Below are 14,623 nucleotides of genomic sequence, written 5' to 3'. Positions count from 1 at the left end.
GCCGGGTGGCGACACCGGCGAACGGAGCGGGCAAAGTCGCGGTCGGAGCAGGGAGCGGAGTGTGACCACGTAGGCCGCGAAATCAGACACTGCGGCAAAATGGTTGGGGCCGCGTCGAACTCGGCAGGCAGTGGCCTGCGCTCGGAGCCTTTGACCTCAGGGAGCCGCGTCGAAACGGATCTCCGCAATGGCCGACTGGAACTGACCACCGGAGTTCCCGAGGCCGGTGATCCACACGAGCACGAACCGGGCCGCCTGATCGGCGCGCACCGCGATATCGGTGACCCCGTCGCCCAGCCGGGCCGAACCGATCAGTTGCGTCTGGTCCAGCGTCGGGGAAGCCGTTGGCGAGGTACGGATTTCGATCGTGGTGCCGACACTGGGCGAGGTGATCGCCACATTGGTCAGCTTGGCCGGACTCGGCAGCGTCGCCATGATCCCCACACCCTTCTTCAGGGCCGGGAACTGCTGGAAATACTGATCGGTGCGCCACATGGTGGCCGGATCGTGGTCCACCACCGCGCCCACCATGCCCGGACCGTCGGGCGTGCCCTCGGGCGAGAACACCGACACCGAGCTGACGGGCACCGGAACACCCGTCGCCGGACCGGGGGCGGGTGCGCCGCCGGGGGCGGGCGCGGGTGCGACGGCGGCGCTGGTGAGGCCGATATTGCGCTGCTCGTTGAGCGGCGCGTCGGCCGAACCCGGCGCGAAGACGCTGACCATCCACCAGATGATCACGCCGACCACCAGCGCGGCCAGCACACCGAGCCCGACCATGATCCACATCATGCGCTGGGAGCGTTCCCGCTCGGCGGCCAGCAACTCCGGATCGGCGAGCGACTCGTCCGGATGGGCCTGCCGCTGACCGAGCCGCAGCACCGGAATGAAATCGGTCTTCTGATCGACGACCGAGGCCTGCTCCAGCACGTGCTGCACGGTGGCCGCGGTGCGCACGCCCTTGTTGGACTCCAACGAACGCACCGCGACCGCCGAGATCTCGAACGGCACCTCGGGCCGGATCTGACGCGGTTCGACGGGGGTGCCGTCGGGGCCGAAATCGGCCAGGCGCAGGCCACCGATGGTGGCGGCGGTGCCCGCCATCCCGCCGGTGCGTATCGGCCAGCGGGCGGTGATCAGCGCGTAGAGCATCGCGCCGAGGCCGCGCACATCCGACTGCGCGTCGGAATCGGCGAGGGTGCCGGGGAAGGCGAGGACCGCGTCACCGGTGGCGCTGATCCGGACCCGATCCGGATGATCGATGGACAGCGAACCACCGCCGCGATGGGCCAATTCGGCGGCCGAGGCCAGCGCGCGGATGGCGCGGGCCGCGCCGATGGGTGAGGGCACCGTCTCGGCCATCTCGCGCAGCGAGCGGCCCGGCGTCCACTCGGCCACCACGACGCCGCCGGAACTGCCGCGCACCACATCCAGGACGCGGGCCAGACCCGGCGAATTGATCCGGCCCAGGCGCAGCGTGCGCGACAGGATGGCCTGCGGGCCGTCGTGACCCGCGTTGTCGCCCGCCTTCTGGTCGGCGTCGACGAAGGTGAGCGCGACCTCGCGGTCCAGTTTGATATCCAGCGCCTGCCAGAACCGCAGGCCGCGCGCCCCGCCGTGATCGGCGAGCAGTCGGTAGCGGCCGCCCGCCACCGACGCGCCCGGCATGAGCTTGGGGCCGCGGGGAGTGCGCCGCTGCGCGGACCCCTCCCCCGCCGATTGCGGCACAGCCGCCATCGGCGGTAGTTGCGGCGTGCCGACCGGATGCATACCGGTGTCGTAGACCGGGTCCGGTTCGTGCTCCGGCTCCTGATCCACGGGATCGGGCGGACCGGTATCGGGTTCGATAGCGGACTTGGACGACTTGCCTGCCGCTCCGGTGCCGGGCGGGACGTCGGTGGACAGCCCGCCCGCAGCGGAATCGGCGGCCGGTGCGCCGCTCACCGCGTCGTCGCTCACCCTCGTTCCTCCTTCGCCCTGAGGTATCGAAGTTCCGGCGAAATCGCCACTTGTGCTTCTATGCCGAACAGGGTACGGGAACTGCCCCACCCTGGTGTTGTCAACCGCATCGGGTCGGATCACGGGCAACACCATGGTTTGGGTGTCCATGACCGGGTCGAATGCCGGATAGCCGTAGATGTCGGGACGCCGCAGCACCTGGGTGGCGTACTCGTCCTCGACCGGACCCTCGAGATCCAGATCGGGTGCGGGCGGGGTGAAGCCGAGCCGCCGCGAGATGGCCACCGTGATGGCGACGACCTCCGGGATCCCGGCCAGGCGCATGAGGCCGAAGGCGACCGCGAACATGATGACGGCCGAGACCGAGATCCGCAGCAGCGCACCGGGTCCGCCGTGCAGCCGGTCCAGTCCGACCACCCGGTCGAAGATGAACATCACGGCCGCGCCCGCCAGCGAGGCCAGCAGCACCCTGGTGACGGTCCGGCCGACATTGGCCATCCGCAGATCGCCGAGGCTGCGGTGCAGCAGCCAGCCGCCGATCAGCGCGCCCGCGCCGTATCCGATGCCGGTCGCGAAGCCGAGCAGCAGCACGACCTGGCTGGAATCGCTCGCGATGACGGGGGCCAGCGCCGAGAGCACCAGCCGCACGGCGGTGATGCCGAGGACGATCCAGGTCGGCGTCCACGCCTGCCCGCGGGCGTAGAAGACGCGCAGGTGGATGAGCACCAGCGCGTACGGGATGAGCGCGAAGGCCGACCAGCTCACCGCGTGACCGAGGCGCGCGGCATTCTCGCTGAAGCGCCCGTAGCCGAACAGCGCCTCGCCGACCTGAGGTCCGGCCACCGTCATGAAGACGACGATCGGGACCATGGCGATCATGGTCAGTCGGGTGGCGACGGAAAGGTCGTCGACCACCGCGGGGGTGTCGTTGGCGGCGGCATTGCGGCTCAGTCGCGGCATGATCGCGGTGAGCAGGGTGACACCGAGGACGCCGTAGGGCACCTGGAGCAGCGCCCAGGCATTGGCGTAGATCGCCGGACCGGCCTCGTCGGCGGCCGAGGAGATGTGGTTGGCCACGACCAGACCGACCTGGCTGATCAGCACGTACAGGATGATGGCGACGCCCATCTTCCCGAATTGTTTGAGCCGGTTGTCGATACCCCACAGCGGGCGCAGATCGATCCGGTTGCGTCGGATCGCGGGCAGCAGACTCGCCGCCTGGGTGAGGACGCCGAGGGTGACGCCCACCCCGAGGACCAGCAGTTTCGGATCGCTCATCCGGACCGGGTCGAGGGTGATCTCGCCCGGTGTGAGCGCGTAGACGGCCAGGACGAGCAGAACCACCATGTTGTTCAACACCGGCGCCCACGCGCCGGGCCGGAACACCTGTTTGGTGTTGAGGATGGCCATGAGCAGCGCCGACATGCCGTAGAACAGGATGGCGGGCAGCAGCAGGAAGGTCAGCGCGGTGGTGAGTTGGGTGTTGACCCGGCCGTCGGAGGACAGGAAGACCTTGCCCGCCAGGATCGGTGCGGCGGCCGTGGCCAGGACGCTGGCCACGGCGAGGACCGTGAAGGCGATCGTCACCAGCCTGCGCACGAAGGCGACGCCACCGTCGTCGTCCTCGGCCTCGGCGCGCACCAGGGTGGGCACCACCATGGCGGTGAGCACCGCGCCCAGCACCAGTTCGGTGATCATGTTCGGGATCAGGTTGGCCGAGGTGAACGCGCTGGCCACGGCGGGGCCGAGCACCGTGAGCAGCAGCAGCGACTTGATGAAGCCGGTGATGCGGCTGGTCAGGGTGGCGATGGCGATCGAGCCGGAGTCCCGCACCAGGCGAGAGTTGGAGGGCTTGGCGGGCGCCTTGGCCCGAACCGGCGCCTCGGTGCGCGGGAGTTCGCCGGTGGCCGTGCGATCGGCGGGTGATTCGGCGCGTTCGACCACGGGCCTGGAGTGCCGGGGCGGTGGCGTGTCGTAATGCGGCCGTGGCGTGTCGTACTGCGGTGGCGGCATCCGGTTCGGTGGTGGACCGGGTCGGCTCGGATATCCGGGCGGACCGGGATGCTGCTGATACGGCTGCGCCGGGTACTGGCCCTGGCCCGGATGCTGCGGACGCGGCGGCGCGGGCTGACGCGCAAAGCCACCCGATGGTGGCTGATTGGGTACCGAACGCATGGGTCCGGACGGCGGCGGCACCGGCGACATCGGTCCGGAGGCCGGATGCGGGGGCGGCATGCGCCGGGTGATCTGCGGCATCGGTTCCGAAGCGGGTGATTGCTGCCTGGCGACCGGCGGAATCGGCCCCGAGGCGGGCGGGCCGGGCCTGGCGACCGGCGGCATCGGCCCCGAAGGCGGCACTGATCCGGGCCGGGCGACCGGCGGCATCGGCCCGGAAGGCGGCATTGATCCGGGTCGTGCCACGGGCGGCATGGGTCCGGATGGTGGCGGAACCGGTCGGGGCGGAACCTGCGGCATGGCGCCGGAGGCGGGCGGCAGCGGACCGGAAGGGGGCGGCAGGCGGCGGGGCTGCGGGCGACGCGGGTCGTCGGGTTGGGGTGCGCCGCCCCGCTCCCACGGGGCGGCGGGCGCGCGGCGGGCCGGTGGGGGTTCGGGCCGGTCGCCCGGTCGAGCGTGATGAGCGGGGTATTCCTCGTCGCTCATCACGCCTCCTGTGTCTTGCGGGACTCCCGCGCCCGGTCGGTGGGCGGCACCGTCTCGATCACGGGTGCGCCCATTGGTTCGTGGCCTTGCCGTCGGCTGTGGCTCTGCTGTCGGATATGCCCCTGCTGCTCGGTCTGCTCCTGCTGTCGCAGCACTCGCTTGCGCGCACGCCGATACCTATTGACCCGGCGTCGGGTGTCGGTGTCCAACCCCTCGTCGGCCGGATCGGGTTGCTTGCGGAACCGTCGCCACAGGCGGCGGCCCACCAGCAGCAGCAGAACTAGTCCGGCACATCCTGTAATTATGGCCAACGCTTGACCATAGGCGTTCGAACGTACCGATACCGAGGTGGCGGTGCCGAGGGCCACGCCGTCGGGCGTGGTAAGGGAGATGGGAATGACCAGGTTGCGGCTGTCGGTGACGACCGTGGGGATCTGGAACGAGCGGGTGCCGTTGGGCGGCAACTGCTGTTCGCGGATATCGGTGATCTTCGTCTCGGGCGGCGCCGCGATCTGGAAGCGGATGCGGATGGTCACCGGCAGGGTGTTGCGCGCGACCAGCAGCAAGGGGCTCTGTTCGGAGGCGAGGGTGTAGACACCGCCGGGTGGAAGCACCGTCACGCCGCGGTAGAGCGTGTCGACAGTATCGGTGGTCTGGTCGAGTCGACGCTGGGCGAAGGTGTCGGGTTGGGCGCTGTCGTTCGCGCGGCGATCGGACAGTGTCATGGTGCGGATCAGGTCGTCGCGCAGCGGGGTGAGGAAATTGCGCGGGGTCGGTTCGACCTCGGGCACCTCGACCATCGCCCGCTGCAATGCGGTGAGTCGGGTCGCCTGATCGCGCACGGGCAGCACGAATCGGTCCGGGGTCGCGTCCTGCTGGGCCTGCGGGAGGTAGTCCAGTTCGTAGGGTTGCGCGTCGGGCGGGCCTGCCACGAGCTCGGCGAAGGGGCGCGGCGCGGACAGACCGTTGCGGGCGAGCAGGTCGAGGTGGCGCAGCAGGGTGATCGCCTCGTCCCGGTTGGCTCCCCACTGCTGCGGCGGCATGAGCAGCAGCGAGCGCGGCCGGTTTGCCTGGGGTTCGAGGGCGGGCCACGAGATGGCGCCGAGCGCGTCCTGCAGACGCGCGGCCCGCGAATCTATGGCGACGTCGTAGCGAACCTTCGACGGGGTGAACGACGGGGTGGGCGGATTGGAGCCGATGGCGGCGAGCGCGGTGGCCGACCAGATATCGAAGGTGGCCACGTGTAGCGCCGAGTCGGCGGGCGCGGGCGGCGCCGCGCCGGGGGTGGTCGTCGGTTCGGGCTGCGGCGGCACCGGGCCGCCGGTATCGGGCAGTCGAACCAGTTCGGGGGCGGTCGATTCCGGGAGGGATTGGCTCACGGCCTGCGTGGCGGATCCGGCGCCGAGCGGGGCGACCGCGCTATCGGCCAGTACCGCCGTGGTGAATCCGTGGCCGCGCAGCAGCAGACCCGCACCTGAGTCGATGCTGCCGGAATCGGGCAGGCTCACGCCCCGCACCGAATGGGTGGCCAGGACGGCGTCGACGATATCGGCGGGCGCGTTGAGCGCCCTGGCCGACAGGTCCGGATCGTTCGCGGCGGCCAGCGCGGCCAGATCGACCTGGCCGAACGGCAGCGCCACCGTGCACATCGAGGCCGCCAGCGCGCGCATCCGGTCCAGCCAGGTCTGGGCCTGGTCCGCGCCGGTGCCCTGCCTGGTCGCGCCGCCGGGGTCGGAGGGGCTGGCCAGCACCCGGTAGCCCTTGGTCATGGCCTGGGCGGTGAGCAGCAGATCCGGGTCGACGGCCACGCAGACCGAACTCGCGACGGTCGATTTCTCCCGTCCGCCCGCAGTGCCGACCACCGACTCCAGCGCACCGACCAGTTGATCCAGTCGCCCGCCCTTGCCGAAGGAGGCGGCCAGTTCGTCGTCGACCAGTTCCACCCGCCGATCGACCGTGCCGGGTTGGCCCGCGACCATGCGCGGCCGATCGGCCAGCGGCCAGATGAGGGTGGTGGCGACGGCCGCGCCTTCGGGCGGCGGCACCGGCGCGGTATCGGACCCGCCGGGATTGGCGGGCAGTCCCAGCACGGGCAGTAGAAATCGGGCGTCGTCGAGTCGGGCCTGGGTGCCGTAGGCCGGTTCGCCGTTGACATTCAACAGCAGCGGATACACACCGGGTTTGGTGATATCCAGCGATGAGCCGCGCCCGCTTTGGCGCAGCGCGATGCTGAGGGTGAACTGTTTGCGCTGACCCGGCTGCATGCGCTGGGCGATATCCTCGAACGGGCCGACCACCTCGTAGTTGACCTGGTCGTAGCGCAGGGTGGCGCGCAGGCTGCTCGGGTTGGCGATGGCCGCGCCGCGCTGGATGCGGATGCTCACATCGTCGACGACGCGGTCCCCGATATTGGTGACGGTGCCCGAAACCGTCAGCAGCGGATCGCTATTGGCGGTCACGGCGGTCGGTGTCACCGAATCCAGCGACAGTTTCAGGAATTTCGGCGCGGTGGGCGCGTTGGCGGAATTCTGGTCGGCGAACAGCGTTTCCGCGCGCGCCTGCCCGATATTCGTCGCGGCGGGCAGCACGACGGCGCAGATCATGGCCAGAACCGCCACGATGAGCCGAACAGGTGTGCGCGGTCCACGCGTCATCGCTTGCCGGTCTCCATCCGGTCGATCAGTCGATTCGCCATTTCGGCCAACCTGCGCTCGTCGGCGTAGGCGAGCCGAGAACCCAGTTCGCTCAGGGGAACCCACGCGACCTGGGTGACCTCCACGTCCGCGTCGGACAGTTCGCCGCCGACCGAGCGCAGCAGATAATGATGCACGGTTTTGTGTACCCGACGGCCCTCGGTGACGAACCAGTAGTCGATGCTGCCGAGTTCGGCGACCACCACACCCTTGATGCCGGTCTCCTCGGCCACCTCGCGGATCGCGGTCTGCTCGGCCGTCTCGCCCTCTTCGATATGCCCCTTGGGCAGTGACCACAGCAGCCTGCCGCGTCGATCGGTGCGGCCGATGAGTGCCGCGCTGCGCTTTTCGGGGGGACCGTCCAGGCCCTCGACGACCAGGCCGCCCGCCGACGTTTCGCGGACGGTGCGCATGCGCGGTTTCGCCGCGCTGGCGGCCGAACCGCGGCGCCGGGGCTGGCGGCGTCTACTGTTCGCACGATCGGCCGGAGACACCAAGCAATCCTACTGGGTTGGCCTGCCGGACCCGCGCATCTACCGGCCCTCGGCCGGGGCGAGGGGTCCCGGCTAAGCTGCTTGTCCGTGGTTTCGCCCAAGTCGGTTTCCCCGAAGACCGAAGACGCAGCGCTCGATCGCCGTACCCGTCTGCTGGCCGGGGCGCAGTCGACGCTCGGGCACGTTTCGGACGTGCTGACGCCGTTGGGGGAGCTGTTCGCCGCGCGCGGGCACGCGCTGTACCTCGTCGGCGGCAGTGTGCGCGACGCGGTGCTCGGACGTTTGGGCACCGACCTCGATTTCACCACCGACGCCCGGCCCGAGGCGGTGCAGGAGATACTGCGCGGCTGGGCCGATCATCTGTGGGATACCGGCGGTCTGGCGTTCGGGACGGTGAGCGCGGCCAAGGGCGATCAGCAAGTGGAGATCACCACTTTCCGCGCCGACAGCTACGACCGGGTCTCGCGCAATCCGAAGGTCACCTTCGGCGACACGCTGGAGGGCGATCTGGTCCGCCGCGATTTCACCGTGAACGCGATGGCGGTGCGGATCGGCGCGGACGGCGCGTTGACCTTCGTCGACCCGCTCGGCGGTCTGGACGCGCTGCTCGAGGGTGTGCTGGATACGCCTGCGGCGCCGCAGGATTCGTTCAACGACGATCCGCTGCGCATGTTGCGCGCGGCCCGCTTCGTTTCCCAGCTCGGCTTCGAGTTGGCGCCGCGGGTGCGTGCGGCGATCACCGAGATGGCGGGCGAGATCGAGCGCATCACCGCTGAACGGGTGCGCACGGAATTGGACAAGCTCATCGGGGGCGCGCATCCCATCGACGGCATCAACATCATGTGCGAGACCGGACTGGCCCAGCTGGTGCTGCCCGAGGTGCCCGCGATGAAGTTGGAGATCGACGAGCACCACCAGCACAAGGATGTGTACTGGCATTCGCTGACGGTGCTGGAGCAGGCCATCGACCAGGAGGAGGGCGATCCGGACCTGGTGCTGCGCTGGGCCGCGCTGCTGCACGATATCGGCAAGCCCGATACCAAGCGCAACGAGGCGGGCGGCGGGGTCAGCTTCCACCACCACGAGGTGGTCGGCGCGAAGATGGTGCGCAAGCGGTTTCGGGCGCTGAAGTATCCCAAGCAGTTCACCGAGGACGTGGCGCGGCTGGTCTTCCTGCATCTGCGTTTCCACGGGTACGGCAAGGGGCAGTGGACCGATTCGGCGGTGCGCCGCTACGTCACCGACGGGGGCGAGTTGCTTCCCCGACTGCACAAACTGGTGCGCGCCGACTGCACCACCCGCAACAAGCGTCGCGCTGCCGCCCTGCGCGCCACCTACGACGATCTCGAGGTGCGCATCGCCCGGTTGCAGGAGCAGGAGGATCTGGATCGGGTGCGCCCCGATCTGGACGGCAACGCGATCATGGAGCTGCTCGGGCTGCCGCCGGGACCGGAGGTCGGCAAGGCGTGGCGCTATCTCAAGGAGTTGCGCCTCGATCGCGGGCCGATGACGCACGAGGAGGCCGAGGACGCGCTGCGGGAATGGTGGCGCGCCCAGCAGGCTTGAGATCGGCGCGATCGCTCAGTCGATCGTCAGTACGGCTTTGCCCTGAACCTGGCGACTGAACAGCAGGTCGACCGCGTCGTGAACACGCTGCCACGATCCTTGCCAGCCGAGCTGTGGATCGAGGGAACCGGTGCTCAGCAGCTCGATCAGATAGCCGGTGTCGCGGCCGAACGGGCCCGAGACCGTGAAGGGCTCCAACCGACGGATTCCGCCGCGCATCCGCATTTGCTCGAAATCGATGACCGTGTCCTCGCGCGCGGCCTTTCCGATCGACAGCGCCAGACCGCCGTCTTCCAGCGTCGCGAACGCCTCGGTCAGCACCGCGCCCCCGACGTTGTCGAGCACCCCGAAGACCGGCTCGTCCGGAACGGTCGACCCGGATACGACTTCGGCGGCCCCGAGTTCGCGCAGACCCGCGCCCCGTTCGGGTCGTCCGACCGAGGCGATGACGTGGGCGCCCGCGCGTGCCGCCAGTTGGACGGCGTACCGGCCGACACCTCCGGACGCTCCGGTGATCAACACGCGACGGCCCAGCAGTGGCCCGAGTCGGCGCACCGCCTGCAGCGCGGTGACACCGGCGGCCGGGACGGCGGCGGCCGCCGCCGGATCGACCGCGTCGGGGATCACGGCGAGATCGGCGGTGTCGACGGCCCGGCGCTCGGCCCAGCCACCCGTCCCGGCGAATGAGGTCACCCGTGTCCCGACCGCCGGTCCGGATCCATCGGCCGCGGCACGCGCCACCACACCTGCCGCATCCTTGCCGAATACCTGCCCCGGTCGCAGTTGCCTGGCGGTGAATGCCAGCTCCCCGAAGTTCACGGCAGCGGCTTGGACATCGATCACCGCCTGCGAACTTTCCGGTCGTGGTTCGTCGACCTCATCGAAACGCACGCCGAACTCAGCGGCGGGGTCGTAGACCAAAGCGCGCATCCTGCACCTCCGATTGAACTAACCAGTTAGATCAGCGCCGAGGTTAGCAGACTGAACTAACCAGTTAGAATCAAGACATGGTGCCGCGCCCCTCCGCCCGCGATCGACTGCTGACCGCCGCCCGCGAACTGTTCTACGCCGAGGGCTTCGGCGTATCGGTCGACGCCGTGACCGCACGGGCCAACGTGGCCAAACCCACCGTGTACGCGCACTTCGAATCCAAGGACGCGCTGATCGACACGGTGCTGAGCACGGCGAGCGAGGAATGGTTCACCGAACTGGACGCCGAACTCGAGCGGCGCGACGACCCACTCGAGCGCGTGTCGGCGCCGTTCGACCTCCTCGGCACGAACCTGCCCGACCAGGCGTATCACGGCTGCATCCTGATCAACAGCGCCGCGTCGTTCCTCTCCGCCGACCACCCCGCTCACCGCGCCCTCACCACCCACGACGACCGCATGCTCGAGGTGTTCGAGAAGCTGGCCGCGCAGGCGGGCGCCACGGACCCGCTCGACACGGGGCGGCAACTGCTGCTGCTCTACAACGGCGTCAAAGCGCGCGGACTCGTCGACCACACCGGATCCGCGGCCCGCGATGCCCGCGCCGCCGCGATGATCCTCGTCACCGTCGCGCGGTGACAGGTGGTCGGATCAGCGAGTTGGGGCGGTGAATATCCGCATTCGCGGCGGAACTTGCTTGGTTGTTCCGTGTTTGCGGACATAAGCTCAGTCGGTGGCGAACCTGCGGATCCGTGACGCGGCCGAATTGCTCGGCGTCAGCGATGACACCGTGCGGCGCTGGATCGATGCGGGCACCCTCACCGCGTCCAAGGACGGTGCGGGGCGACTGGTCATCGACGGGCGCGAACTGGCGGCGCTGGCGGTCGAGCAGGCGCGCACGCCGCGGACTCGCCTCGGCAGTGCCAGTTCGGCACGAAATCGGTTTCCCGGCCTGGTCACCCGCGTGGTGACCGATGCCGTGATGGCTCAGGTGGAGATGCAATGCGGACCGTTCACAGTGGTTTCCTTGATGAGTGCCGACGCGGTGCGCGAACTCGGACTCGAGCCGGGCAGCGTGGCCACGGCCAGCGTCAAGGCGACCACGGTGGTGGTGGAGACCGCGGGCGACGGGGTCTAAGGTTCGCTGCGGTCCTGGCGGTGGGCGCGGTCGCGCTGGCTGGTTGCGGTGCTGCCGACAAGTCGTCGAGCGAGACGGTGACGGTGTTCGCGGCGGCCTCGCTGAAGGGGGTCTTCACCGACCTGGGCAGGCAGTTCGAGGCCGATCATCCGGGCGTCAACGTGCAGTTCTCCTTCGCGGGCTCCTCCGATCTGGCCGCCCAGATCAATCAGGGCGCACCCGCGGACGTATTCGCCGCCGCCGATCCGGTCACCATGGAGACCGCTGTCAAGGGTGGCCGCATCACCGAGGCGACACGGAACTTCGCCAACAACGTGCTGACCATCGTCACCGCGCCCGGCAATCCGAAACATCTCGCGGGGCTGGGGGATCTGACCCAGCCGGGGTTGCAACTGGTGGTGTGCGCCGCGCCGGTGCCGTGCGGGCGGGCCACCAAGAAGATCACCGACGCGGCCGGGATCGCCCTGAAACCGGTCAGCGAGGAGGCGGCGGTGACCGATGTGCTGACCAAGGTCACCACCGGTCAGGCCGACGCCGGACTGGTCTATGTCACCGACGCGACCTCGGCGGGCGCGAAGGTGAGCACCGTGGCGTTCCCGGAAGCCGCGGCGGCCGTGAACACCTACCCCATCGCGGTGCTGCGGGATACGCCGCACGGTGCCTCGGCCCACGCCTTCGAGGATCTGGTCACCGGACCGAAGGGGCGGGCGGCCTTGCAGGGGGCCGGATTCGGCGCGCCGTGAGTTCCGGGCTGCCGCGCTGGCTGCTGCTTCCGGCGGCGGTCGGTTTCGCGCTGGTGGTGGTGCCCTTGGTGGCATTGACCGAAAGCGTCGACTGGTCGCGCTTCCACACCGCCGTTACCACCGCCGCCTCGCGGGAGGCGCTGTGGTTGAGCCTGCGCACCGCCACCGCGAGCACTGCGCTGTGCGTCCTGCTCGGTGTGCCGATGGCCGCCGTATTGGCCCGCTCGCGGGCCCGGTGGCTACCGCTGCTGCGGGCGCTGGTGCTGCTGCCGCTGGTGCTGCCGCCGGTGGTCGGCGGCATCGCACTGCTGTACACCTTCGGGCGGCACGGGCTGCTCGGAAAACGGTTGGAGGCGGCCGGAATTCACCTCGCCTTCAGCACCACCGCCGTCATCCTCGCCCAAACCTTCGTCGCCCTACCGTTTCTGGTGCTGACCCTGGAAGGGGCGATGCGCACGGCGGGCAGCCGCTACGAACAGCTCGCCGCGACCCTCGGTGCGCGCCCGACCACGGTCCTGCGCCGCGTCACCCTTCCCCTGCTGCGTCCCGCGCTGCTGTCCGGCGCGGTTCTGTCCTTCGCCCGCGCCCTCGGCGAATTCGGCGCGACCCTCACCTTCGCGGGCAGCCTCCAGGGCCGAACCCGAACCCTCCCCCTCGAGATCTACCTGCAGCGCGAAGCCGATCCCGATGCGGCGGTGACACTTTCGCTGCTGCTCGTCCTCGCGGCGGCGCTCATCGTGCTGATCGCCTACCGCAGGACCGGTCCCGTGCCGGGCACCGGGTTGCGCAGTACACGGCCGACGCTGCGCGAATGGTTGCGCGGTAGTACTCGATCCGAGCCGGGAGCGGCCCCGTGATGGCGACGGTAGTGCGAATCGATCGGGACGCTCGGATGTTGCGGCGAACCGGGGCATGGGCAAATGCGCCGATTGATCGGGATGTGGGTTGGAGGTTGCCGCGCTGGATGATCGGGGGTTCTCGTGAAACTCGCGGAGGTGCGGTGATGCGAATCGGTTGGGGCGTGCGGATGCCGCGTCGGTCCGGGGTGCGTGCGCCGATTGACAAGCAGCACGGGTTGGAAGTTGCCGCGCGGCTGGATGATCGAGGGTTCGACGTGAAACTCGCGGTGGTGCGGTGATGCGTATCGATCGGGATGCGTGGCTGCGGCGTCGATCCGGGGCGAGTGGGCCGATTGATCGGGGGCACGGATTGGAAGTTGCTGCGCGGCTGGATGATCGAGGGTTCGACGTGGAACTCACGGCGGCGGCAGGGGAAGTGTTGGCGGTGTTGGGGCCGAATGGGGCCGGGAAATCGACGCTGCTCAATGTGATCGCCGGGTTGTTGCGGCCGGATGCGGGATATGTGCGGCTCGGGGGGCGGATGTTGACGGATGTCGCGGGAGCCGTCGCGGTGCCGCCGCACCGGCGCGGAATCTCGCTGCTGGCACAGGATTCGCTGCTGTTTCCGCATCTGACGGTGGCGCAGAATGTGGCGTTCGGGCCGCGCAGCGGTGGGATGCGGGCGGCGGGGGCGCGGGTGGTGGCTCGGGAGTGGTTGGCGGCCGTGGACGCGGTGGAGTTGGCCGGGCGCAGGCCGGCGCAGCTGTCGGGTGGACAGGCGCAGCGGGTCGCGTTGGCCAGGGCATTGGCGGTGCGACCGGACCTGATTCTGCTGGATGAGCCGATGGCGGCGCTGGATGTGGCGGTCGCACCCGCCATGCGTGCGCTGCTGCGGCGGGTGCTGCGCGGCACCGAGGCCACTTGCGGAGCGGTGCTGGTGACCCACGACATCATCGACGCGTTGACCCTGGCGGACCGACTGGTCGTCATCGAGGCCGGACGGGTGGTCGAATCGGGTCCGGTGAGCACCGTGCTGGCGCGACCGCGCAGCGGATTCGCGGCCAGGGTGGCGGGGGTGAATCTGCTGGTGGGCGTCGCCGCGACCGCGAGTGCCGGGTCCGTTCTGGTTGATGGTGTGGAGGTGCACGGTCGGGTGGACGGGCAGTGGGGGGCGGGCGACCGGGTGGCGGCCGTATTCGCGCCGACCGCCGTCGCGGTGCATCTCGAACCGCCGGAAGGCAGTCCGCGCAACACCTTTCGGGTGCGTATCGCCGAACTCGCCGATCGTGGCGGCATCATTCGGGTGCGCGGCGCGGATCGCCCGGACGGCTCCCCCGGCCTGGCCGCCGACCTCACCCCCGCCGCCGTGGCCGAACTGGATCTCACCCCCGGTTTACCGGTCCACTTCGCGGTCAAGGCCACCGAGGTGCACGTCTACCCTTGCTGAATACCGACACCCTCGAAACTCCCGCCTTTCGTTCGGCAGGCTCGCCGTCGCGGCAGCGCCTTGCCACGCGCCGCGCATCCGACAAAACTTCGAGATATGGACAGCGTCTCGCACTGTTGATACGGCCGCGCGGTGTTCGGTTGCGCACAACAGT

General features: G+C 69.7%; 12 protein-coding genes. 8 read left to right on the top strand and 4 right to left on the bottom strand.

Annotation, left to right across the window (positions count from 1 at the left end; genetic code table 11):
• Positions 1–156 precede the first annotated feature (156 nt).
• Positions 157–3,972 carry a murein biosynthesis integral membrane protein MurJ gene (locus tag D5S18_RS12380; RefSeq protein WP_120040051.1) on the bottom strand — a complete coding sequence of 1,272 codons (3,816 nt, stop codon included), beginning with the start codon at positions 3,970–3,972 and terminating at the stop codon, positions 157–159.
• Positions 3,973–4,117: 145 nt separating this feature from the next.
• On the opposite strand from D5S18_RS12380, the gene D5S18_RS35305 reads away from it, so the two are divergent.
• Positions 4,118–4,594 (top strand): hypothetical protein, encoded by a 477-nt coding sequence (locus D5S18_RS35305; RefSeq protein WP_203236689.1) that lies wholly within the window; start codon positions 4,118–4,120, stop codon positions 4,592–4,594.
• A gap of 25 nt (positions 4,595–4,619) precedes the next feature.
• Here D5S18_RS35305 and D5S18_RS12370 read toward each other — a convergent pair whose 3' ends face one another.
• The gene (locus tag D5S18_RS12370) at positions 4,620–7,274 is read right to left on the bottom strand and encodes a DUF6049 family protein (protein ID WP_239003699.1); all 2,655 of its coding nucleotides are present in this window, start codon (positions 7,272–7,274) and stop codon (positions 4,620–4,622) included.
• Complete coding sequence (locus D5S18_RS12365) at positions 7,271–7,807, bottom strand: NUDIX hydrolase (RefSeq protein ID WP_120040048.1); 537 nt, start codon at positions 7,805–7,807, stop codon at positions 7,271–7,273. The genes D5S18_RS12370 and D5S18_RS12365 overlap by 4 nt, the downstream gene beginning before the upstream one ends.
• 87 nt (positions 7,808–7,894) lie before the next feature.
• On the opposite strand from D5S18_RS12365, the gene D5S18_RS12360 reads away from it, so the two are divergent.
• Positions 7,895–9,373: a CCA tRNA nucleotidyltransferase gene (locus D5S18_RS12360; protein WP_120040046.1), complete on the top strand. Its 1,479-nt coding sequence runs from the start codon at positions 7,895–7,897 to the stop codon at positions 9,371–9,373.
• Between the two features lie 15 nt (positions 9,374–9,388).
• On the opposite strand, the gene D5S18_RS12355 is transcribed toward D5S18_RS12360, so the two are convergent.
• Positions 9,389–10,303: a zinc-binding dehydrogenase gene (locus D5S18_RS12355; RefSeq protein WP_120040044.1), complete on the bottom strand. Its 915-nt coding sequence runs from the start codon at positions 10,301–10,303 to the stop codon at positions 9,389–9,391.
• A gap of 77 nt (positions 10,304–10,380) precedes the next feature.
• On the opposite strand from D5S18_RS12355, the gene D5S18_RS12350 reads away from it, so the two are divergent.
• From D5S18_RS12350 to D5S18_RS12330, 6 genes are all read left to right on the top strand, one after another.
• Entirely contained in the window at positions 10,381–10,941 is a 561-nt protein-coding gene (locus D5S18_RS12350) for a TetR/AcrR family transcriptional regulator (protein WP_120040042.1), read from the top strand.
• Between the two features lie 94 nt (positions 10,942–11,035).
• Positions 11,036–11,440 (top strand): TOBE domain-containing protein, encoded by a 405-nt coding sequence (locus D5S18_RS12345; protein ID WP_120040040.1) that lies wholly within the window; start codon positions 11,036–11,038, stop codon positions 11,438–11,440.
• Between the two features lie 20 nt (positions 11,441–11,460).
• Positions 11,461–12,183: a molybdate ABC transporter substrate-binding protein gene (gene modA / locus D5S18_RS12340; protein WP_239003698.1), complete on the top strand. Its 723-nt coding sequence runs from the start codon at positions 11,461–11,463 to the stop codon at positions 12,181–12,183.
• Complete coding sequence (locus D5S18_RS12335) at positions 12,168–13,040, top strand: ABC transporter permease (protein ID WP_120040680.1); 873 nt, start codon at positions 12,168–12,170, stop codon at positions 13,038–13,040. Before modA ends, D5S18_RS12335 begins: the two co-directional genes overlap by 16 nt.
• A gap of 146 nt (positions 13,041–13,186) precedes the next feature.
• The gene (locus tag D5S18_RS36105; protein WP_282434843.1) at positions 13,187–13,321 is read left to right on the top strand and encodes a hypothetical protein; all 135 of its coding nucleotides are present in this window, start codon (positions 13,187–13,189) and stop codon (positions 13,319–13,321) included.
• A gap of 110 nt (positions 13,322–13,431) precedes the next feature.
• Entirely contained in the window at positions 13,432–14,469 is a 1,038-nt protein-coding gene (locus tag D5S18_RS12330; RefSeq protein ID WP_239003696.1) for a sulfate/molybdate ABC transporter ATP-binding protein, read from the top strand.
• Positions 14,470–14,623: the final 154 nt, after the last annotated feature.

It is taken from the genome of Nocardia panacis (genome assembly GCF_003598715.1).
Classification (GTDB): Bacteria; Actinomycetota; Actinomycetes; order Mycobacteriales; family Mycobacteriaceae; genus Nocardia; species Nocardia panacis.
This window is presented reverse-complemented; position numbering and strand designations above follow the sequence as displayed.